Source organism: Streptomyces sp. NPDC044064, from assembly GCF_056434245.1.
On the sequence record NZ_JBWKFN010000018.1, the window covers coordinates 20,525 to 40,348 of the forward strand.

The 19,824-nt window shown below is 71.5% G+C and carries 19 protein-coding genes and 1 pseudogene; 11 read left to right on the forward strand and 9 right to left on the reverse strand.

Going from position 1 to position 19,824, the window contains the following annotated elements; translation table 11 throughout:
* Positions 1 to 83 precede the first annotated feature (83 nt).
* Entirely contained in the window at positions 84 to 1,124 is a 1,041-nt protein-coding gene (locus AC07DS_RS27365) for a LacI family DNA-binding transcriptional regulator (RefSeq protein ID WP_479149418.1), read from the forward strand.
* Between the two features lie 41 nt (positions 1,125 to 1,165).
* On the opposite strand, the gene AC07DS_RS27370 is transcribed toward AC07DS_RS27365, so the two are convergent.
* A complete protein-coding gene (locus tag AC07DS_RS27370; RefSeq protein ID WP_479149420.1) occupies positions 1,166 to 1,957 on the reverse strand; it encodes a VOC family protein in 792 nt (263 codons plus the stop codon).
* A 338-nt stretch (positions 1,958 to 2,295) separates the two neighbouring features.
* Between AC07DS_RS27370 and AC07DS_RS27375 the strand changes: the two genes are divergently transcribed.
* A complete protein-coding gene (locus tag AC07DS_RS27375) occupies positions 2,296 to 2,541 on the forward strand; it encodes a WhiB family transcriptional regulator (protein WP_145877721.1) in 246 nt (81 codons plus the stop codon).
* Positions 2,542 to 2,657: 116 nt separating this feature from the next.
* Here the strand turns inward: AC07DS_RS27375 and AC07DS_RS27380 are convergent, their stop codons facing one another.
* The 3 genes from AC07DS_RS27380 to AC07DS_RS27390 form a co-directional block, all read right to left on the reverse strand.
* Positions 2,658 to 3,632: an acyl-ACP desaturase gene (locus tag AC07DS_RS27380; RefSeq protein WP_479149422.1), complete on the reverse strand. Its 975-nt coding sequence runs from the start codon at positions 3,630 to 3,632 to the stop codon at positions 2,658 to 2,660.
* A 227-nt stretch (positions 3,633 to 3,859) separates the two neighbouring features.
* Entirely contained in the window at positions 3,860 to 4,636 is a 777-nt protein-coding gene (ddaH, locus tag AC07DS_RS27385; protein ID WP_479149424.1) for a dimethylargininase, read from the reverse strand.
* A 136-nt stretch (positions 4,637 to 4,772) separates the two neighbouring features.
* Positions 4,773 to 6,398 (reverse strand): ABC-F family ATP-binding cassette domain-containing protein, encoded by a 1,626-nt coding sequence (locus AC07DS_RS27390; RefSeq protein WP_479149426.1) that lies wholly within the window; start codon positions 6,396 to 6,398, stop codon positions 4,773 to 4,775.
* A 363-nt stretch (positions 6,399 to 6,761) separates the two neighbouring features.
* On the opposite strand from AC07DS_RS27390, the gene AC07DS_RS27395 reads away from it, so the two are divergent.
* Positions 6,762 to 7,595, forward strand: coding sequence for an isocitrate lyase/PEP mutase family protein (locus AC07DS_RS27395; RefSeq protein WP_479149427.1), 834 nt, complete (start codon positions 6,762 to 6,764; stop codon positions 7,593 to 7,595).
* 15 nt (positions 7,596 to 7,610) lie between these two features.
* Here the strand turns inward: AC07DS_RS27395 and ssgD are convergent, their stop codons facing one another.
* On the reverse strand, positions 7,611 to 8,027 hold the full coding sequence (ssgD, locus tag AC07DS_RS27400; protein WP_386577770.1) for a spore wall synthesis regulator SsgD: 417 nt from the start codon (positions 8,025 to 8,027) through the stop codon (positions 7,611 to 7,613).
* A gap of 186 nt (positions 8,028 to 8,213) precedes the next feature.
* Here ssgD and AC07DS_RS27405 point away from each other — a divergent pair, with 186 nt between their 5' ends.
* A complete protein-coding gene (locus AC07DS_RS27405; protein WP_479149429.1) occupies positions 8,214 to 9,326 on the forward strand; it encodes a WD40/YVTN/BNR-like repeat-containing protein in 1,113 nt (370 codons plus the stop codon).
* 57 nt (positions 9,327 to 9,383) lie between these two features.
* Positions 9,384 to 9,716 (forward strand): plasmid stabilization protein, encoded by a 333-nt coding sequence (locus AC07DS_RS27410; RefSeq protein ID WP_479149430.1) that lies wholly within the window; start codon positions 9,384 to 9,386, stop codon positions 9,714 to 9,716.
* A 27-nt stretch (positions 9,717 to 9,743) separates the two neighbouring features.
* Here AC07DS_RS27410 and AC07DS_RS27415 read toward each other — a convergent pair whose 3' ends face one another.
* Positions 9,744 to 10,040, reverse strand: a complete 297-nt coding sequence (locus tag AC07DS_RS27415) for a YciI family protein (RefSeq protein WP_145877708.1) — start codon at positions 10,038 to 10,040, stop codon at positions 9,744 to 9,746.
* 61 nt (positions 10,041 to 10,101) lie between these two features.
* Here AC07DS_RS27415 and AC07DS_RS27420 point away from each other — a divergent pair.
* A pseudogene (locus AC07DS_RS27420) lies at positions 10,102 to 10,808 on the forward strand (endonuclease V).
* Here AC07DS_RS27420 and AC07DS_RS27425 read toward each other — a convergent pair.
* Positions 10,772 to 10,960 carry a hypothetical protein gene (locus AC07DS_RS27425; RefSeq protein WP_479149433.1) on the reverse strand — a complete coding sequence of 63 codons (189 nt, stop codon included), beginning with the start codon at positions 10,958 to 10,960 and terminating at the stop codon, positions 10,772 to 10,774. The pseudogene AC07DS_RS27420 and the gene AC07DS_RS27425 overlap by 37 nt on opposite strands.
* A 204-nt stretch (positions 10,961 to 11,164) precedes the next feature.
* Between AC07DS_RS27425 and mmpA the strand changes: the two genes are divergently transcribed.
* On the forward strand, positions 11,165 to 11,311 hold the full coding sequence (mmpA, locus tag AC07DS_RS27430) for a morphogenic membrane protein MmpA (protein ID WP_403958984.1): 147 nt from the start codon (positions 11,165 to 11,167) through the stop codon (positions 11,309 to 11,311).
* Between the two features lie 10 nt (positions 11,312 to 11,321).
* Here the strand turns inward: mmpA and AC07DS_RS27435 are convergent, their stop codons facing one another.
* The gene (locus tag AC07DS_RS27435; RefSeq protein WP_479149434.1) at positions 11,322 to 12,500 is read right to left on the reverse strand and encodes a saccharopine dehydrogenase family protein; all 1,179 of its coding nucleotides are present in this window, start codon (positions 12,498 to 12,500) and stop codon (positions 11,322 to 11,324) included.
* Between the two features lie 200 nt (positions 12,501 to 12,700).
* On the opposite strand from AC07DS_RS27435, the gene AC07DS_RS27440 reads away from it, so the two are divergent.
* From AC07DS_RS27440 to AC07DS_RS27450, 3 genes are all read left to right on the forward strand, one after another.
* On the forward strand, positions 12,701 to 13,861 hold the full coding sequence (locus tag AC07DS_RS27440) for a CaiB/BaiF CoA transferase family protein (protein WP_479149435.1): 1,161 nt from the start codon (positions 12,701 to 12,703) through the stop codon (positions 13,859 to 13,861).
* Between the two features lie 73 nt (positions 13,862 to 13,934).
* Positions 13,935 to 15,149 (forward strand): acetyl-CoA C-acetyltransferase, encoded by a 1,215-nt coding sequence (locus AC07DS_RS27445; protein WP_145877700.1) that lies wholly within the window; start codon positions 13,935 to 13,937, stop codon positions 15,147 to 15,149.
* 48 nt (positions 15,150 to 15,197) lie between these two features.
* The gene (locus tag AC07DS_RS27450; RefSeq protein WP_479149436.1) at positions 15,198 to 17,381 is read left to right on the forward strand and encodes a 3-hydroxyacyl-CoA dehydrogenase NAD-binding domain-containing protein; all 2,184 of its coding nucleotides are present in this window, start codon (positions 15,198 to 15,200) and stop codon (positions 17,379 to 17,381) included.
* Here AC07DS_RS27450 and AC07DS_RS27455 read toward each other — a convergent pair.
* Positions 17,367 to 18,089 (reverse strand): MerR family transcriptional regulator, encoded by a 723-nt coding sequence (locus AC07DS_RS27455; RefSeq protein WP_479149438.1) that lies wholly within the window; start codon positions 18,087 to 18,089, stop codon positions 17,367 to 17,369. The genes AC07DS_RS27450 and AC07DS_RS27455 overlap by 15 nt on opposite strands.
* 233 nt (positions 18,090 to 18,322) lie before the next feature.
* Between AC07DS_RS27455 and AC07DS_RS27460 the strand changes: the two genes are divergently transcribed.
* Complete coding sequence (locus tag AC07DS_RS27460; RefSeq protein ID WP_479149440.1) at positions 18,323 to 19,789, forward strand: amino acid permease; 1,467 nt, start codon at positions 18,323 to 18,325, stop codon at positions 19,787 to 19,789.
* The last annotated feature ends 35 nt before the right edge of the window (positions 19,790 to 19,824 follow it).

A 19,824-nucleotide genomic window follows, 5' to 3' on the forward strand; every position in this document is an offset into this window, starting at 1 on the left:
TGGAGGACAACCCCTTTTCCCGCCCGACGGCCCCAGCGCACCGCGGTTATCCTGATCGCCAGCCGCCGATGAGGAGTCCCGAAGTGACCGAGGCAGTGTCGCGTCCCACGTTGGAGGCCGTGGCCGCGCGGGCCGGGGTGTCCCGGGCCACCGTGTCCCGGGTCGTCAACGGCGGCGACGGGGTCAGAGAGCCCCTGGTCGAACGGGTCCGGCAGGCGGTCGAGGAACTCGGGTACGTGCCCAACCAGGCCGCACGCAGCCTGGTCACCAAGCGGCACGACGCCGTCGCGGTCGTCATCGCCGAACCCGAGGCCCGGGTCTTCGCCGACCCCTTCTTCGCGCTGCAACTGCGCGGCATCAGCAAGGAACTGACTGCCCACGACAACCAGCTCGTGCTGCTGCTGACCGAGGGCCGCGCCGACCACGCCCGGGTGGCCCGTTATCTCGCCGGAGGCCATGTCGACGGCGCGCTCGTCTTCTCCCTCCACCTCGACGACCCGCTGCCCGGCCTGATCCGGAACGCGGGTGTGCCCACCGTGTTCGGCGGCCGGCCCGACTGGAGCGACGGCGCTCCCGGTCCGGTGTACGTCGACAGCGACAACCGCGGCGGCGCCCGGGCGGCCGTACGCCACCTAGTGGATCTCGGCCGCAGCCGGATAGCGCACATCACCGGCGCGCTCGACCAGACCTCGGCGGTGGACCGGCTCGACGGCTACCGGGACGTGGTGGGCGACGCCGACCCCTGGCTCGTCGTGGAGAGCGACTTCACCCCCGGCGGCGGGGAGCGCGCCATGCGGGAACTGCTCGACCGCTGCCCGGACGTGGACGCGGTGTTCGCCGCCAACGACCTCACCGCGCTCGGCGCCCTGCGCGTGCTGCGCGAGCGGGGCCGGCGCGTGCCGGACGACGTGGCCGTGATCGGTTTCGACGACGTGCTCCCCATCGCCGAAGAGGCCGATCCACCCCTCACGACGGTCCGTCAGGACATCGAGGAGATGGGCCGGCTGATGGCCCGTCTCCTGCTGCGCGGCCTGGCCGGACGGACAGGCGACGCGGCCCCGGCGGACGCGGCCGCCTCCAGCGTCGTCCTGCCGACGACCCTGATACGACGCGCGTCCGCCTAGGCTCACCGTGTCCGCCCGGCCACAGTGCGCACGTCCGCGCCTCAGTCCTGCGGCGGCTCGCTCTTGATCACCGCGAAGCGGACGCCGTACGGGTCGGCGAGCTTGGCCATCCGGCCGACGCCCTCCATGGTCGTCGCCGGCATACGCACCGTGCCGCCGAGCTGCTGCGCCTTCTCGACCACGGCGTCGGTGTCCTCGACCTCGAAGTACGGCAGCCAGTACGCGCCCGCCTCGGCCTCCGTCGGGTCGTCGGCCAGCGGGACCATCCCGCCGAACATCGAGTCCTCACCGGCACCGCCCGGGTTCACACAGGTGTACGTGCCGCCCGGGAACGGCACGGCCGAGGTCTCCAGGCCCAGGACCTTCTGGTAGAACGCGGCGGCCGCCGCGATGTCCGGCGTGTACAGCTCGACCCAGCACAGCGCGCCCGGCTCGTTCGCCGCGTCCACGCCCTTGGTCTGCCCGGGCTGCCAGATGCCGAACGGCACACCCGCCTGGTCGGCGAGGACCGCCATGTGCCCCTGGCCCATCACGTCCAGGGGCTGGAACAGCACGCTGCCGTGCGCCTGTTCGGCCGCCTTGGCCGTGGCCTGCGCGTCCTCGCTCTGGAAGTACACCGTCCAGGCCGGCGGCCCCTGGTCGGGTCCGGTCTGCATGCCGCCGGCGACGGTCCTGCCGCCCAGCTGGAAGAAGCCATAGCCGCCGGCGTCCGGCCCCGCCGACTGGAACTGCCAGCCGAACAGCCCGCCGTAGAAGGCGAGGGCGCCGTCGAGGTCGGGGGTGCCGACGTCGATCCAGTTCGGAGCGCCGTTGACGAAACGGGTGGTGAGCATCTTCGCCCTCCTTGAAAAGGGGTCCGGAAACCCTTGAAGGGGGCGTCCGGAATCGGGTCCCGTCCTCTGCACTGCCGAGTCTGGCACCGCCCACCGACAACCGCTGCCGGAGTGCCGCCGTGCGCCGGACCGATGCTCCCGGTCACCCTGGGGGCCGCGCCTGGTTCTCCGGGTTTTCACACCGCTTCCGCGCGCCGCCGTGCGCGGGCGTCTGCGCGCGGAGCATCATCGGGGCGGCCCAGGGCTCCGGCGGAGCATCAACGGGCGGCCCGGGGCGCGGCCGCGCCGTTGACCCGGCGTTGATCGAACGTTTTTCGCCGCCCGGCACGATCCTGGACATGCACATCGACACGATCACCCCGGCCGACACCGCCTGGCAGGCGCAGGCTCTGTGCGCGCAGACCGGGGCGGACTTCTTCTTCCCCGAGCCCGGCAGCTCGGTGCGCGAGGCGAAGCGCATCTGCGCCATGTGCGAGATGCGCTCCGCCTGTCTCGACTACGCGCTCACCAACGACGAGCGCTTCGGGGTCTGGGGCGGCCTCTCCGAGAAGGAGCGCCTCGCCCTGCGCCGCACTTCCCCCTGACCGGTCCGTATTTCCCCCCTGACCGGTCCGCACGTCGCACCGACCGGTCCGCACGTTGCCCTCACCGGGCCGTGCATGGCACCGACACCCACCTCGGGCGACGGCCCGGGCGCCGCTCAGCCCGCGGCGCGCGCCGCCATCCGCGCCTTACGGGCCGCCAGCTTCTCGTCGAACTTGGCAGCCTCCGAGTCCAGGCCGCCCATGAAGAGGCCGAGTTCCTCCTGTGCCTGGGCGCCCTCCGGACCGAGGCCGTCGATCTCCATGATCTTCAGGAAGCGCAGCACGGGCTGAAGGACGTCGTCGTGGTGGATGCGCAGGTTGTAGACCTCGCCGATCGCCATCTGCGCGGCGGCCCGCTCGAAGCCGGGGATGCCGTGGCCGGGCATGCGGAAGTTGACCACGACGTCGCGGACCGCCTGCATGGTCAGGTCGGGAGCGAGTTCGAAGGCGGCCTTCAGCAGGTTGCGGTAGAAGACCATGTGCAGGTTCTCGTCGGTCGCGATGCGCGACAGCATGCGGTCGCAGACCGGGTCGCCGGACTGGTGACCGGTGTTGCGGTGCGAGATGCGGGTCGCCAGCTCCTGGAAGGCGACGTAGGCGATCGAGTGCAGCATGGAGTGCCGGTTGTCGGACTCGAAGCCCTCGCTCATGTGCGACATGCGGAACTGTTCCAGCTTGTCCGGGTCCACCGCGCGCGAGGTGAGCAGGTAGTCACGCATCACGATGCCGTGCCGGCCCTCCTCGGCCGTCCAGCGGTGCACCCAGGTGCCCCAGGCGCCGTCGCGGCCGAAGAGCGAGGCGATCTCGTGGTGGTAGCTGGGCAGGTTGTCCTCGGTCAGGAGGTTGACGACGAGGGCGATACGGCCGATCTCCGTCACCTTGGAGTGTTCCTTGTCCCAGGCCTCGCCGTCCTCGAACAGGCCGGGGAAGTTACGGCCGTCGCTCCAGGGCACGTACTCGTGCGGCATCCAGTCCTTGGCGACGTTCAGATGCCGGTTCAGCTCCTTCTCGACCACTTCCTCCAGCGCGTACAGCAGCCGCGCGTCGGTCCACACGGACGGGCTGCCGAGGTGAGGGGAGGTGATCGTCACAGGAACTCCAGGGGGACGCCATACAAAGGGGAGAGACGGGGGACGGTCCGGCGAGCGGTGCCGGAAACCTACGAGATCGTAGGCTACGAATCCGTAGGTTACGAAGCCGTAGGTTAAGTTCGTTGTAAAGATCGCTGATCAGCGGCTACGGCCCGACTTTTCGAGGGCATGTCAAACAGCCCCGGGACGCGCAGGTCCCGGGGCCGCCGGAGTGACGGATCACCCGATCAGGCGTACAGCTCCCGCATACGCACCGAGAGGCACGTCACACACCCCTCGAGCTTCTCGAACTCGCTGATGTCCACCGTGACCACCTCGTGGCCGAGATCGGTGAACAGTTCCGCCGTCTTCGGGGCGCTCGCCGCCATGAGCAGCTTGTGGCCGCCGAGCAGCACCACGTGCGCGCCGGACTCCTCCGGCACCGACAGGAACCCCGGGAAGAGCGACGGCCGGTCCACCATCGGGATGTGCCCGACGACCGTCCCGTCCGGCAGCGCGGTGACCGCCGACTTCAGGTGCAGCACCTTGCTCACCGGTACGGCGACCACGCGCGCACCCAGCGGTTCGAAGGCGGCGCGCAGCTGCTGTACGCCGGCCGCGTTGGTGCGCCCGCCCCGGCCGACGTAGACCGTGTCGCCGACCTTCAGGACGTCGCCGCCGTCCAGAGTGCCCGGCTCCCATATCCAGTTCACCGAGCAGCCGAGCCGGGCCACGGCCTCCTCGACGCCCGCCGTCTCCGCGCGCCGTGACTCGGCGCCGGGCCGGGTGATCAACGCGACGTTCTTGTACATGACGACGGTGTCCTCGACGAACACCGAGTCCGGGCAGTCCTCGGCCGGATCGACTTCGATCGTCTTCCAGCCGTGCTCGCCCAGCGCCCCGACGTACGCCTCCCACTGCTCGACGGCGAGGTCCACGTCGACCTTCTCCCGCTCGATGTGTGTCACCAGGCCTTCGGCGAGGCGCGGGCTGGGGCGGCGGACGAGGGCCTTCTTGCTGGGCACGAGGGACCTTTCGTTATCGGCGGTGCGGCTCCGGCGCCCGTGACACGGCACCGGTCCGCCATCATGCAGGGCACGGTGGCCTGGACAAAACCCTCGTTGTCAGGCTGTGCCCCACCTGAGACCCCCGCCGGTCCGGCTAGGCCGGATCGGCGAGCGACTCCACTGTCGTCTCCTTCAATTCTCCGTCCTCCATCAGCAGCCACCGGGTGATGCCGATCGATTCCAGGAACGGCAGGTCGTGGCTGGCGACGAGCAGGGCACCCTCGTACGACTCCAGGGCCGTGGTCAGCTGCCGGACGCTCGCCATGTCGAGGTTGTTGGTCGGCTCGTCCAGCAGGAGCAGCTGGGGCGCGGGCTCGGCGAGCATCAGCGCGGCCAGGGCCGCCCTGAAGCGCTCGCCGCCGGACAGCGTCCCGGCCTTCTGGTCGGCCCGTGCGCCCCGGAACAGGAAGCGGGCCAGGCGCGCCCGGATCCGGTTGTTCGTGGCGCCCGGCGCGAACCGGGCCACGTTCTCGGCGACCGTGCGCGTGTCGTCCAGCACGTCCAGCCGCTGCGGCAGGAATCGCAACGGGACGTGCGCCCGCGCCTCGCCGGACACCGCGGCCAGCTCCCCGGCGACGGTCCGCAGCAGTGTCGTCTTGCCCGCACCGTTGCGGCCGGCGAGGGCGATCCGCTCCGGGCCGCGCAGATCGAGGATCCCCTTGACGCGCGCCCCGTAGGCCAGTTCCAGGTTCTCCAGGGTGAGCACCTGCCGGCCGGGCGGTACGGCCGTGTACGGCAGGTCGACGCGGATCTCGTCGTCGTCCCGTACGGCCTCCACCGCGTCGTCCAGGCGCTCCCGGGCCTCGGTGAGCTTCTCCTCGTGCATGATGCGGTGCTTGCCCGCGGACTCCTGGGCGGCGCGTTTGCGCGCGCCCATGACGATCTTCGGCTCGCGTTTCTGCTCGAACATCTTCTGTCCGTACCGCTTGCGGCGGGCCAGCTTGACCTGGGCGTCGGCGAGTTCGCGCTTCTGCTTGCGCACGTCCGCCTCGGCCACCCGCAGCATCCGCTCGGCCGCGTCCTGTTCCACGGCGAGGGCCTTCTCGTAGGCCGAGAAGTTGCCGCCGTACCAGGTGACCTCCCCGGAGCGCAGCTCGGCGATCTGGTCGACCAGCTCCAGGAGCTCACGGTCGTGGCTGACGACCACCAGCACGCCCGGCCAGGAGGCGACGGCCGCGTACAGCCGCCGGCGCGCGTACAGGTCCAGGTTGTTGGTGGGTTCGTCGAGGAGCAGGACGTCCGGGCGGCGCAGCAGCAGTGCGGCCAGGCGCAGCAGCACCGACTCGCCGCCGGACACCTCGCCGACGGTGCGGTCCAGGCCGATGTGGCCGAGGCCGAGTTCACCGAGCGTGGCCAGGGCGCGCTCCTCGACGTCCCAGTCGTCGCCGACGGTCTCGAAGTGCGCCTCGGACACGTCGCCGGCCTCGATGGCGTGCAGGGCGGCCCGCCGGCCGGCGATGCCGAGGGCCTCGTCGACGCGGAGCGTGGTGTCGAGCGTGACGTTCTGCGGCAGACAACCGACCTCGCCGGTCACCTTGACGGTGCCGTCGGCAGGGACGATGTCACCGGCGAGCAGCTTCAACAGGGTGGACTTCCCCGATCCGTTGACGCCGACCAGCCCGGTCCTGCCGGGGCCGAAGGCGACGTCGAGGCCGTCGAAGACGGGGGTGCCGTCGGGCCAGGCGAAGGACAGGGACGTGCAGGTGAGGGAAGTAGACATACAGGCCTCGCGGTTTCTGGGTGCGGTGTGGGCGGACGCATGTCGAGACACCACGAGGCGGAAACCGAAGAACCTGGGGCACGGAGAGAAGACCTGTGCCGGAGGACGGCTCGAACGCCGAGGTCGAACGCCACGCACACCTCACCGGTGTGAGCGCGGTGTCTCAGGACCTCAGACGAGCAACGTCCTTCTCCAATCGGCGGCAACAGGAACGCTTACACCGTAGGAGGGGGCCGGAAAGACTGTCAACGCGATTAATGCGTGCGCTTCCGAGTGGCCGATTTCCATGCCCCTTGGCGCGGCCCACGCTGGTGTCGGATTTCTGCCAGCGTCCGCCCCGCCGGGGCTGTTTGACTTCTCCGCATGACGCTTCAGCACCCGCTCGCCGACTCCGCCCTCGCCTTCCGCGCACTGCACGTGCCCGGCCGCCCTCTGGTCCTGCCGAACGCCTGGGACCCGGTCAGCGCGGCCGTCGTCGTCCAGGCGGGCGCCGCCGCCGTCGCGACCACCAGCGCGGGGCTGGCCTGGGCGCTGGGCACCGCCGACGGCGACCGGCTCGACCGTGACCGCGCACTCGCGGCCGTCGCCGGCATCGTCGACGCGGTACGGGTCCCGGTCACCGCCGACATCGAGGGCGGCTACGCCGAGGACGCCGCGGGCGTCGCCGACACCGTCCGCGCGGTGATCACCGCCGGCGCGGTCGGCGTCAACATCGAGGACGCCCGCCATGAGGCGGGCGGTGAGCCGCTGCGGCCGGTCGCCGAGCAGGCGGAGCGCATCGCCGCTGCCCGTGCGGCGGCCGACACGGCGGGCCTGCCGCTGTTCGTCAACGCGCGGATCGACACTTTCCTGCGCGGCGCCGGGGGAGTGGACCTCACCCTGGAACGCGCGGCCGCCTTCCTGGCCGCGGGCGCCGACGGGATCTTCGTCCCGGGGGTCGTCGACCCGGAGACGGTAAAGGTGCTCGTGGCGGGCGTCGACGGGCCGCTCAACGTGCTGGTCGGCCCTGGCACGCCGCCGGTCGCCGAACTGGCCGCGCTCGGCGTCGCCCGGATCAGCGCCGGCTCGAGTCTGGCCCAGGCCGCCCACGCCCTGGTCCGCCGCGCCGCGCGGGAGCTGCTGCGGGAGGGGACGTACGGGGCGCTGGCCGACGGGTTCGACTACGGCGGGCTGAACGCGTTGCTCACGCGCGCGTAGCGCGTTTCGCGCAGGTCAGCATGCGTCCCGCATCAGCTCGGCCAGGTCGTGGTCGAGGTCCAGCTGCAGGTGCTCCAGGCCGACCGGCACGAGGTCGCCGGTCGCCTGCAGGAACCGCCGGATCTCGCCGGAGCGCACGTGCACGATCGCGGTGCCCTCCGGGGCGTGGAACTCCAGCACGGTGCGGTCGTAGCCGTACGGCCGCACGCGCACGTCACCGAAACCCTCCGGGCCGTGCAGCCCGGCCGCGAGCAGCTCGCGGGAGAAGGTCCAGCAGACCTCGACACCCTCCAGGGTGGCCGGGGCCGGGAAGGTCATGCGGACGGCGAACGGGTCGCTCCGGTCGTAGCGCAGCTTGGCGGGAATGCTCGGCATGCGCGGTGCGGCGGCGACGAGGCGGGCCTCTACGGGCTGCTCGATGACGGTGGACAACGCCTTGCTCCCTCGTGACGGCTGGACGTACTTCAGGCGGGTGAGGCCTGGTAATGGAAGAGACGATGGAATCGGCCATTGCGTGCACGTCCGGAACGAGTGACCTCGGTCACCGCTTTCATGCACGGGGGTGTGGCCGTGAGGTCCTCTGGACGGCGGCGGGCCGGTGGGCTAGCTTCGCCCGCCATGAGGCGCTCGGGGAGCACGCGACGCAGGGGACGGACGGGCCGGCTGGTGGCGGCGGGGGTGGCGTGCGGAGCGGCACTGGCCGCGCTGACGGTGCCGGCCGCCGAGGCGGGACAGCTCGGTCAGGGAGGCCGGGGAACCGTGCACTGGGAGGCGAAGAACAGCGGCGCCCCGCAGGTGCGCTTCCGCGGTCTGGCGGCCGTCGACCGTGACACCGCCTGGCTGGCCGGTACGGCGGGCACCGTGCTGCGCACCACCGACGGCGGGGCGAGCTGGCGGAACGTCTCTCCGCCGGGCGCGGCCGACCTGCAGTTCCGGGACGTCGAGGCGTTCGACGCGCGGCGCGCGGTGGTGCTGGCCATCGGCGAGGGCGAGGCCTCCCGCGTCTACCGCACCGACGACGGCGGCGCGACCTGGACGGAGTCCTTCCGCAACACCGACCCGAAGGCCTTCTACGACTGCCTCGCCTTCTTCGACCGCCGTCACGGCCTCGCCATGAGCGATCCCGTCGACGGCAGGTTCCGCATCCTGTCCACCAGCGACGGCGGCCGTTCCTGGCGGGTGTTGCCCGCCGAGGGCATGCCGGCCGCCCTGGACGGCGAGGCGGGCTTCGCCGCGAGCGGCCAGTGCCTGGTCACCTCCGGGCCGCGGGACGTCTGGCTGGCGACCGGCGGCGGCGCCCACGCGCGCGTGCTGCACTCCGGCGACCGCGGACTGACCTGGACGGCCGCCGACACACCGGTTCCGGCGGGCGATCCGGCCAGGGGCGTCTTCGCGCTCGCCTTCCGCGACCGCACCCACGGACTCGCGGTCGGCGGCGACTACCGCCCCGACCAGACCTCGCCGCAGGCGGCCGCGGTCACCGACGACGGCGGCCGCACCTGGCGTCCCGCCGCGACCCCGCCGCCCGCCTACCGCTCCGGCGCCGCCTGGCTCCCGCACAGCCGCCGCGCAGCCCTCGCCGTCGGTCCCACCGGCACCGACCTGACCACCGACGGCGGCCGCACCTGGCGGACCATCGACACCGGCTCGTACGACACCGTGTCCTGCACGGCCGACCTCGGCTGCTGGGCAGCCGGCGAGAAGGGGCGGGTGGCCCGGCTGGAGCGCTGATGCGGGCGGCCGGATCGCGGGTACCCGGTCACCGCGCACGAGAGGAAGTGAGCGGTCATGCCACGCGGTTCCAGCCCCAAGCGGGAACGCCAGTACGAACACATCAAGGAGAGCGCGCTGGACCGGGGCGAGAGCACGCGGCGCGCCGAGGAGATCGCCGCGCGGACGGTGAACAAGGAACGCGCCCGGTCCGGAGAGTCGAAGACGGCCAGCCGCACCTCCACCCAGGACATGTCGTCCGGCGAGCGGGGCGGCCGGCGGTCCGGCAAGGGCTCGCAAGGGCCCACCTACGACCAGCTGTACAACGAGGCCAGGCAGCGGGGTGTCGAGGGCCGTTCGCACATGAACAAGGCGGAGCTGCGGCGTGCGCTGAACGACAGGAAGGGCTGAGCCCCCGGGCTCGGTCCGGCGTCGGGCTCAGTCCAGTGTCTGCCGGTGCCGGGCCAGTTCGGGGGCCGTCTTCGTGGCGAGGAACTCCGTGATGCGGTACTCGCACACACCGGCGGCGATGAAGGGGTCGCCCGCGGCGACCTCCTCGATGCGGGCGCGGTTCTCCGCGACGGCCAGGATCACGCCGCCGTCGCGGGGGTTCTTGCGTCCGGAGGCGAGGAAGAAACCCTTCTCGTACTGCTCGTCGAGCCAGGCCACATGCGCCGGGATGACGGCGTCGACGGCGTCGAGCGGGGCGGTGTAGGACAGCTCCAGTACGAACATGATCACGAGCCTACCCCCGGGCCCCGCACGGGAGTCGGCGGGCCGTACAGTCTTGGCCATCATGACGACCGTAGGCGTACCCGCGGGCTGGCCCGCGACCGAGGAAGAGGCCCGCGCCGTACAGGACGAGTTGCGCGGGCGGGTGGTGCTCGACGAGCCGGGGCCGCCGCCCGGGACGGGGCACGTCACGGGCGTCGACGTCGCCTACGACGACGACCGCGACCTCGTCGCCGCGGCGGCCGTCGTCCTGGACGCGGCCACCCTGCACGTCGTCGCGGAGGCGACGGCCGTCGGCAGGATCTCCTTCCCGTACGTTCCCGGACTGCTCGCCTTCCGCGAGATCCCGACCGTGCGCGCAGCCCTGGACGCGTTGCCCTGCGCGCCGGGCCTGGTGGTGTGCGACGGTTACGGCCTCGCCCACCCGCGGCGCTCGGCCTCGCCAGCCACCTCGGCGTGCTCACCGGTCTGCCGACCATCGGCGTCGCCAAGAACCCGTTCACCTTCACCTACGGCGAACCGGGACCCGCGCGGGGCAGTTCCGCGCCGCTCCTCGCGGGCACCGAGGAGGTCGGCCGCGCCCTGCGCACCCGGGACGGCGTCAAGCCCGTCTTCGTCTCCGTCGGCCACCGCGTGAGCCTCGGCAACGCCCTGGCGCACACCCTGGCCCTGACCCCGGAGTTCCGCCTTCCGGAGACCACGCGCAGGGCCGACGCGCTGTGCCGGCGGGCGCTTCAGGAGGCGTCGACGCGCCAGGCGCCCACCTCCTGATACCGCGAGTCGTGGACGGCGGAACCGTCGCCGGGTTCGAGGGCGTAGTGGTGGAGGTTCCCGCCCCAGTAGCGCAGGATCCGCCCCAGCTCACCGGCCCGGTCCGCCGCCGACGCGTCCTCGTCCACGGTCACTTCGAGTACGAACTTCACTTCCGTTCCCTCTCCTTCGGCCTGAGGTTCCAGCGTCTCACTGAAGTTCCCTGTGAAGCTTCGAGCGCATGGCCACAGGTAGCTGGGCATTCCTGAGGCGGAAAGTCTCAAATGCGGGAGAAGGGGTGCCCAGGTCCGGGTGAGTACGTCGCCCGAGTACGCGCACGGATGTGCCCTCACCGGCCCGACGGCAGGCTGGCGCCCATGACGACGCACCGTTCCGCCAAGACCGTGACCCGTCCCGCCCAGCCCGTCGAGCGCGCCGTGACGGCCGCTCTGGTCCTCGCCGTGGTGGCGGGGCTCGCCTGGATCGGCGGGATGTTCTGGACGCTGCTGGGATGGCAGATGTAGCGCCGATGGGCTAGTGCCTGGCGGCCACCCGGAAGGTTATGCCCGCCGCGCGCAGCCGCCCGGTCAGGGCGTCACCCATCGCGGCGGCCGTGGTGACCTGACCTGCGGTCGGCGGCAGCTCGTCGAAGGCCAGGCAGAGAGCCGCCTCGGCGAACATCTTTGCCGTCTCGTCGTAGCCCGGGTCGCCGCCCGCCACCTCGGTGAAGACGCGCTGCCCGCCGCCCTCGCCGACGAAGCGGACCCGGAACCAGCTCTTCGCCCGCTTCTGCGGACTCGGCCCGTCCCCGGGCCGCAGCCGGTCCGACAGCCAGCGCCGGGCGGGCCGCAGCTGGGCGGCGGCCGCGACCGCGCCGACGGCGGCGACGCCGCCCGCGGCGACGGGCAGGTGCCGGACCGCCGCGTAGTGCCGGTAGCGGAAGTCGGGGCCGTAGCGCTCCAGGGCCTTCGCCGAGCGGCGCACGATCTGCGGGTCGATGGTCGGCAGCGGCACCGCCCAGGCGCCGATCTCCCTGGCGAACCGTGGGGCGCCCGTCGGTGCCGTCACCCGGCGCCCCATCAGGCGCGGCTCGTGCCGGCCGCGCTCGCGGGCCGCGGCCATCATCTGCCGCCCGCGTGCGAACTGGTTCAGCGCCGAGGCCAGTGTGCCCCCGGAGAAGGCCGCGTCGGCGGTCACGAACCCGTCCACGGTCAGCGGCACCCCCTCCGGCAGCTGCCGGACCGTGAAGTACGCGCCCAGGTCGTGCGGCACGGAGTCGAAACCGCAGGCGTGCACGAGGCGGGCCCCGGTCTCACGCGCGCGTGCGTCGTGCCGGACGTACATCAGGTCCACGAACTCGGGCTCGCCGGTGAGGTCGAGGTAGTCGGCCCCGGTGTCCGCGCAGGCGGCGACGAGTTCCTCGCCGTAGGTGACGTACGGCCCGACGGTCGTGGCCACCACGCGCGCGTGCTCGGCGAGTGCGCGCAGGGTGGCCGGTTCGCTCACGTCGGCGCGCAGCAGCCCGATCCCGGAGCCACCGGGCAGCCGGTCGCGCAGCCGCTCCAGCCGGCCCCGGTCGCGGCCGGCGATCGCCCAGCGGAGGTCCTCGGGCGCGTGCGCGGCGAGGTACTCCGCGGTGAGCGTGCCGACGAAGCCGGTGGCCCCGAAGAGCACGATGTCGTAGGGACGATCCGTCCTTTTTAGCCTGCTCATGACACCCCTTGGTCGTACAGCCGCGCCGCTGTCGGTGGCTGAGGCTAGCGTGAAGCGTACGGACTCCCGACACGGCCTCGGCGGGTCCGGCCGGGCACTTGGCTAAGCGCTTGCTCGTTCAGGTCTTGTGTCAGGTGGAACGTGTTCTTAGCATCACTGGTGTTACATCAGTTGTGTCACATGGCTGGGGGCAGAACGGGATGACGACGGCAGGGACGCCGACGACGTCGGGGCACGGCCCGCTCTCAGGCGTGCGCGTGGTGGAGCTGGCAGGTATCGGACCGGGTCCGTTCGCCGCCATGCTCCTCGCCGACCTGGGCGCCGACGTGGTCCGCGTCGACCGCCCGGGCGGTCCGGGCCTCGGGATCGACCCCGCGTACGACGTGACCAATCGCAACAAGCGCTCGGTGGTCGTCGACCTGAAGGCGCCGGACGGCCCCGCGCGCGTCCTGGACCTCGCCGCCCGGGCCGACATCCTCATCGAGGGCTACCGCCCAGGAGTGGCCGAGCGGCTCGGCGTCGGCCCAGGGGACTGCCACGCCCGCAACCCCCGTCTGGTCTACGGCCGCATGACCGGCTGGGGACAGGAAGGCCCGCTGGCCGACCGCGCGGGCCACGACGTGGGGTACATCGCCCTCACCGGCACCCTCGGCATGATCGGCCGGCCGGACGAGCCCCCGGCCGTACCCGCCAACCTGCTCGGCGACTACGCGGGCGGCTCCCTCTACCTGGTCGTCGGGGTCCTCGCCGCCCTGCACCACGCACGCGCGACCGGTACCGGCCAGGTCGTGGACGCGGCCATCGTCGACGGCACCGCGCACCTGTCCGCGATGATCCACGGCATGCTCGCCGCCGGCGGCTGGCAGGACCGGCGCGGCGCCAACCTGCTGGACGGCGGCTGCCCGTACTACGGGACCTACGAGACCGCCGACGGCGGCCACATGGCGGTCGGCGCCCTGGAGACGCAGTTCTACGAGGAGTTCCTGCACCTGCTCGGCCTCGACGACATGATCTCCGCCCGCAAGGACTGGACCCGCTGGGGCGAGCTGCGCGAACGCGTCGCCGCCCGCTTCAAGTCGCGCACGCGGGACGAGTGGACGGCCCTCTTCGAGGGCTCCGACGCCTGTGTGGCCCCCGTCCTCTCCCTCGGTGAGGCCCCGCACCACCCGCACCTGGCCGCCCGCGGCACCTTCACCGACCACGGCGGCATCACGCAGCCCGCCCCCGCCCCCCGGTTCTCCGCGACCCCCACCACGGTCCGCACCGGCCCGGCCCTGCCGGGCGCGGACGCCGGGACGGTGGCGCGCGACTGGGGCATACCTGACCTCGTGACCGACGACCTCGTCACCGAGGGCGACTGACTCCGCCCACCTGACGACCACCCGCCCTCGGCGACCGACTCCCGCTCGGCCCGCCCTCCCGAAAGGCACATCAGTGAGCACCGAAGCGTACGTGTACGACGCGATCCGCACCCCGCGCGGCCGCGGCAAGGCGAACGGCGCCCTGCACGGCACGAAGCCCATCGACCTGGTCGTCGGCCTGATCCACGAGATCCGGGACCGCTTCCCGGGCCTCGACCCGGCCGCGATCGATGACATCGTGCTCGGTGTCGTCGGCCCGGTCGGGGACCAGGGTTCCGACATCGCCCGGATCGCCGCCATCGCCGCCGGACTGCCGGACACGGTCGCGGGCGTGCAGGAGAACCGCTTCTGTGCCTCGGGCCTGGAGGCCGTCAACCTGGCCGCCATGAAGGTCCGCTCGGGCTGGGAGGACCTGGTGCTGGCCGGTGGCGTGGAGTCCATGTCCCGCGTGCCGATGGCCTCGGACGGCGGCGCCTGGTTCAACGACCCGATGACCAACCTGGCTGTCAACTTCGTCCCGCAGGGCATCGGCGCGGACCTCATCGCGACCATCGAGGGCTTCTCCCGCCGGGACGTCGACGAGTACGCGGCCCTGTCCCAGGAGCGCGCCGCGACCGCGTGGAAGGAGGGCCGGTTCGACCGCTCCGTCGTCCCCGTCAAGGACCGCAGCGGCCTGGTCGTCCTCGACCACGACGAGCACCTGCGCCCGGGCACCACGGCCGACTCCCTGGCGAAGCTGAAGGCGTCGTTCGCGGACATCGGTGAGCTGGGCGGCTTCGACGCCGTCGCGCTGCAGAAGTACCACTGGGTGGAGAAGATCGACCACGTCCACCACGCGGGCAACTCCTCCGGCATCGTGGACGGCGCCTCGCTCGTCGCGATCGGCTCCAAGGAGGTCGGCGAGCGCTACGGCCTCACCCCGCGCGCCCGGATCGTCTCCGCGGCCGTCTCCGGCTCCGAGCCCACCATCATGCTCACCGGACCCGCGCCCGCCACCCGCAAGGCGCTCGCCAAGGCCGGACTGACCATCGACGACATCGACCTGGTCGAGATCAACGAGGCGTTCGCCGCGGTCGTGCTGCGCTTCGTCAGGGACATGGGTCTGTCCCTGGACAAGGTCAACGTCAACGGCGGCGCCATTGCCCTGGGCCACCCGCTCGGCGCCACCGGCGCGATGATCCTCGGCTCGCTCGTCGACGAACTGGAGCGCCAGGACAAGCGGTACGGCCTCGCCACCCTCTGCGTGGGCGGCGGCATGGGCATCGCCACCATCGTCGAGCGCATCTGAACTCCCTGCGGAATGCGGAATCACGAGACTTCAACGGAGACGACTGTCATGACCGAGAGCACCACCATCCGCTGGGAGCAGGACGACACCGGTGTCGTCACCCTCGTCCTCGACGACCCCAACCAGTCCGCGAACACCATGAACCAGGCGTTCCGCGACTCCCTCGCCGCCGTCACCGACCGCCTGGAGGCCGAGCAGGACTCCATCCGAGGCATCATCTTCGCCTCGGCGAAGAAGACCTTCTTCGCGGGCGGCGACCTGCGCGACCTGATCCGGGTCACGCCGGAGACCGCGCAGGACCTGTTCGACGGCGGCCTCGCCATCAAGCGCAACCTGCGCCGCATCGAGACCCTCGGCAAGCCGGTCGTCGCCGCGATCAACGGCGCCGCCCTGGGCGGCGGTTTCGAACTGGCCCTCGCCTGCCACCACCGGGTCGCCCTCGACACCTCCGGCACCAAGATCGGCTGCCCCGAGGTCACCCTCGGCCTGCTCCCCGGCGGCGGCGGAGTCGTCCGCACCGTACGGCTGCTGGGCATCGCGGACGCCCTCCTGAAGGTGCTCCTCCAGGGCCAGCAGTACAACGCCGCGCGCGCCCAGGAGAACGGTCTCGTCCACGAGGTCGCCGCCACGCCGGAGGAACTGCTCGCCAAGGCCCGCGCCTTCATCGACGCCAACCCCGAGTCGCAGCAGCCCTGGGACAAGCCGGGCTACAAGATTCCCGGCGGCACGCCGGCCAACCCCAAGTTCGCCGCCAACCTGCCCGCCTTCCCGGCCACCCTGCGCAAGCAGACCAACGGCGCTCCCTACCCCGCCCCGCGCAACATCCTCGCCGCGGCTGTCGAGGGCTCCCAGGTCGACTTCGAGACCGCCCAGGTCATCGAGGCCCGCTACTTCGTGGAGCTGGCCGCCGGGCAGACCTCGAAGAACATGATCCAGGCGTTCTTCTTCGACCTGCAGGCGGTCAACTCGGGCGCCAACCGCCCCAAGGGCATCGAGCCCCGTCAGGTCCGCAAGGTCGCCGTCCTCGGCGCGGGCATGATGGGCGCCGGCATCGCGTACTCCTGCGCCCGCGCGGGCATCGAGGTCGTCCTCAAGGACGTCTCCCTCGAATCGGCCGTCAAGGGCAAGGGCTACTCCGAGAAGCTGTGCGCCAAGGCCGTCGCCAGGGGCCGCACCAGCCAGGAGAAGGCCGACGCACTCCTCGCCCGCATCACCCCGACCGCCGAGGCGGCGGACCTCGCGGGCTGCGACGCGGTCATCGAGGCCGTCTTCGAGGACACCTCGCTCAAGCACAAGGTGTTCCAGGAGATCGAGTCGGTCGTCGCCCCCGACGCGCTGCTGTGCTCCAACACCTCCACCCTGCCCATCACCGCCCTCGCCGAGGGCGTGGAGCGCCAGGGCGACTTCATCGGACTGCACTTCTTCTCACCCGTCGACAAGATGCCCCTGGTCGAGATCATCAAGGGCGAGCGCACCGGCGACGAAGCCCTCGCCCGCGCCTTCGACCTGGTCCGCCAGATCAACAAGACACCCATCGTCGTCAACGACTCCCGCGGCTTCTTCACCTCACGGGTCATCGGCCACTTCATCAACGAGGGCGTCGCCATGGTCGGCGAAGGAATCGAACCCGCCTCCGTGGAACAGGCCGCCGCCCAGGCCGGCTACCCGGCCAAGGTGCTCTCCCTCATGGACGAGCTGACCCTCACCCTGCCGCGCAAGATCCGCAACGAGACGAAGAAGGCCGTCGAGGAGGCCGGCGGCACCTGGTCCGCGCACCCCGCGGAGGCGGTCATCGACCGCATGGTCGACGAGTTCGGCCGCCCCGGCCGCAGCGGCGGCGCCGGCTTCTACGACTACGCGGACGACGGCAAGCGGGCCGCACTCTGGCCCGGTCTGCGCGAACACTTCACCAAGCCCGGCCACGAGATCCCCTTCCGCGACATGCAGGAGCGGATGCTCTTCTCCGAAGCCCTCGACACCGTCCGCCTCGTCGAAGAAGGCGTCCTGACCTCGGTCGCCGACGCCAACATCGGCTCCATCTTCGGCATCGGCTTCCCGGGCTGGACCGGCGGCGTGCTCCAGTACATCAACGGCTACGAAGGCGGCCTGCCCGGATTCGTGGCCCGCGCGCGTGAACTCGCCGAGCGCTACGGCGAGCGTTTCACCCCGCCCGCGCTGCTGGTGGAGAAGGCGGAGAGGGGAGAGCGGTTCAGCGACTCAGCCGGCTCGTGATCCGCTGAGCCACTCGCTCAGCTCTTCCCGCAGCGACCGCTGGAACGTCGTCAGCAGCGCCTGCACCACCAGCGGGTGCATGTGCGCCGACAGGGACTTCACGTCCCGGGCGTCACGCTCCGCCACCTCGCCACGGAAGAGCTGAGCCAGCTCGTGGGCCGCGGCGCGCGAGTGCTCGATGAGCACCTTGCGCGCCGCGAGGATCGCGTCCTGCGACAGCGGTACGTCCAGGAGCTGGACGCCGAGCCGGAGCAGCCCGGAGTCGACCCGGAACGTCTCCCCTTCGTCCCCGTTGCCGTCCCCGGGCGCGACGGCGCTCATCGCCGCCAGCCGCTCGATGTCCTCGGGGGTGAGCGGCCGTCCCGCGCGCCGCTCCAGCTCCCGCCGCGACACCGTCTCGACCAGGTCCGGAGCCCACGACGCGACCACCGCACGGTGGATGGCCAGATCGTGCGGGGTGAGGTCGGGCGGCAGCTGCCCCAGATACCGCTCGATCGCCGCGAGCGTCATGCCCTGCCGCTGCAACTCCTCGATGAGGGCCAGTCGTGCCACGTGTCCGGGCCCGTAGTGACCCACCCGGCGCGGGCCGATCACCGGCGGCGGGAGCAGCCCCTTGCTGCTGTAGAAGCGCACGGTGCGGACCGTGAGGCCCGCCCGGGTGGCCAGCTCGTCGATGGTGAGCGTCGGCTCCTCGGTCTCGCTTGTCATGCGCAGCAGTATCGCTGTCTCACCAACGCTGTGACACCCCTGATGAACACGGGGTGTACTCCGTGTGGATCATGTGAGAAGTAACGCTCTGTGACATGAGCCACCGCATATCCGCGATCTCCCTGGGAAGCTGCTTCCTTGGTCTGTACCGCGACACACCAGGGTGGTGCGGGCCGAACTGTACGGACACCCGGGCCCACGAGGTCCGGGCGGACCAGGAAGTAGAACCACCCGTGAGCAACGAAGCCGTGGAATCGGCCCAGGCGGCCGCCCGTCCCCAGGCGGCCCAGACGCCCGCGGACGCGGGCGACGCCGGCTACAGCAAGGACCTCAAGGCCCGCCACGTCAACATGATCGCCATCGGCGGCGCCATCGGCACCGGACTCCTGCTGGGCGCCGGCGGCCGCCTGCACAACGCGGGCCCGGCGCTCGCCCTGGCCTACCTGGTCTGCGGCGTCTTCGCCTTCTTCGTCGTCCGGGCCCTGGGCGAGCTGGTCCTGTACCGCCCGTCCTCCGGCTCCTTCGTGTCGTACGCGCGCGAGTTCCTCGGTGAGAAGGGCGCCTACGTCGCCGGCTGGATGTACTTCCTCAACTGGTCGACCACCGGCATCGCCGACATCACCGCGATCGCGCTCTACACGCGCTACTGGAGCATGTTCACGAGCATTCCCCAGTGGGTGCTCGCTCTGATCGCCCTCGCGGTGGTCCTCGCCGTGAACCTGATCTCGGTGAAGATCTTCGGCGAGATGGAGTTCTGGTTCGCGATCGTCAAGGTCGCCACCATCGTCGGCTTCATGCTGATCGGCATCTTCCTGCTCGCCACCCAGCACAAGGTCGGCGGCCACACACCCGGCCTGAGCATGATCACCGACCACGGCGGGGTCTTCCCGCACGGTGTGATGCCCGTCGTCCTGGTCATGCAGGGCGTGATCTTCGCGTACGCCGCGCTGGAGCTGGTCGGCGTCGCCGCCGGCGAGACCGCCGAGCCGGAGAAGGTCGTCCCGCGCGCGGTGAACTCGATCATGTGGCGTGTGGGCCTGTTCTACGTCGGCTCGGTCGTGCTGCTCGCCCTGCTGCTGCCGGGCTCCGTGTACTCCGCCGACCAGAGCCCGTTCGTCACGGTCCTGTCGAAGATCGGCGTCCCGGCGGCCGGCGACGTGATGAACCTGGTCGTCCTGACCGCCGCCATGTCCTCGCTGAACTCCGGCCTGTACTCCACCGGCCGCATCCTGCGCTCGATGGCCATGGCGGGCTCCGCGCCCAAGTTCACCGCCCGGATGAACCGCAGCCAGGTCCCCTACGGCGGCATCCTGCTGACCTGCGCGGTCTGCGTGCTCGGCGTCGGCCTGAACTACCTGATGCCCAGCCAGGCCTTCGAGATCGTGCTGAACGTCGCCTCCCTCGGCATCATCAGCACCTGGGTGATCATCATGCTCTGCCACATGGTCTTCGTCCGCCGTGCCCGCGCGGGCCTGGCCACCAGGCCGCACTTCCGCCTGAAGGGCAGCCCGGTCACGGAGATCGCCACGATCACCTTCCTGCTGGTCTGCCTCGGCATGATGTGGAACGACCCCGAGGTCGGCCGCCGGACCCTGCTGCTCATCCCGGTGATCGCCGTGATGCTGGTCGCCGGCTGGTTCGCGGTGCGCCGCCGGGTGTCCAAGAACACCGACCAGGAGCTGTCGCAGCTGACGAAGTAGCAGCTCACCGCCACTGTCAGTGGCATCGCCTACGG

Coding starts and splice junctions, on each gene's coding strand:
- AC07DS_RS27370 (WP_479149420.1), bottom strand. CDS start 1,957: ATGCTCACCACCCGTTTCGTCAACGGCGCTCCGAACTGGATCGACGTC.
- AC07DS_RS27375 (WP_145877721.1), top strand. CDS start 2,296: ATGCACATCGACACGATCACCCCGGCCGACACCGCCTGGCAGGCGCAG.
- AC07DS_RS27390 (WP_479149426.1), bottom strand. CDS start 6,398: ATGTCTACTTCCCTCACCTGCACGTCCCTGTCCTTCGCCTGGCCCGAC.
- AC07DS_RS27395 (WP_479149427.1), top strand. CDS start 6,762: ATGACGCTTCAGCACCCGCTCGCCGACTCCGCCCTCGCCTTCCGCGCA.
- AC07DS_RS27405 (WP_479149429.1), top strand. CDS start 8,214: ATGAGGCGCTCGGGGAGCACGCGACGCAGGGGACGGACGGGCCGGCTG.
- AC07DS_RS27410 (WP_479149430.1), top strand. CDS start 9,384: ATGCCACGCGGTTCCAGCCCCAAGCGGGAACGCCAGTACGAACACATC.
- AC07DS_RS27415 (WP_145877708.1), bottom strand. CDS start 10,040: ATGTTCGTACTGGAGCTGTCCTACACCGCCCCGCTCGACGCCGTCGAC.
- mmpA (WP_403958984.1), top strand. CDS start 11,165: ATGACGACGCACCGTTCCGCCAAGACCGTGACCCGTCCCGCCCAGCCC.
- AC07DS_RS27435 (WP_479149434.1), bottom strand. CDS start 12,500: ATGAGCAGGCTAAAAAGGACGGATCGTCCCTACGACATCGTGCTCTTC.
- AC07DS_RS27440 (WP_479149435.1), top strand. CDS start 12,701: ATGACGACGGCAGGGACGCCGACGACGTCGGGGCACGGCCCGCTCTCA.
- AC07DS_RS27450 (WP_479149436.1), top strand. CDS start 15,198: ATGACCGAGAGCACCACCATCCGCTGGGAGCAGGACGACACCGGTGTC.
- AC07DS_RS27455 (WP_479149438.1), bottom strand. CDS start 18,089: ATGACAAGCGAGACCGAGGAGCCGACGCTCACCATCGACGAGCTGGCC.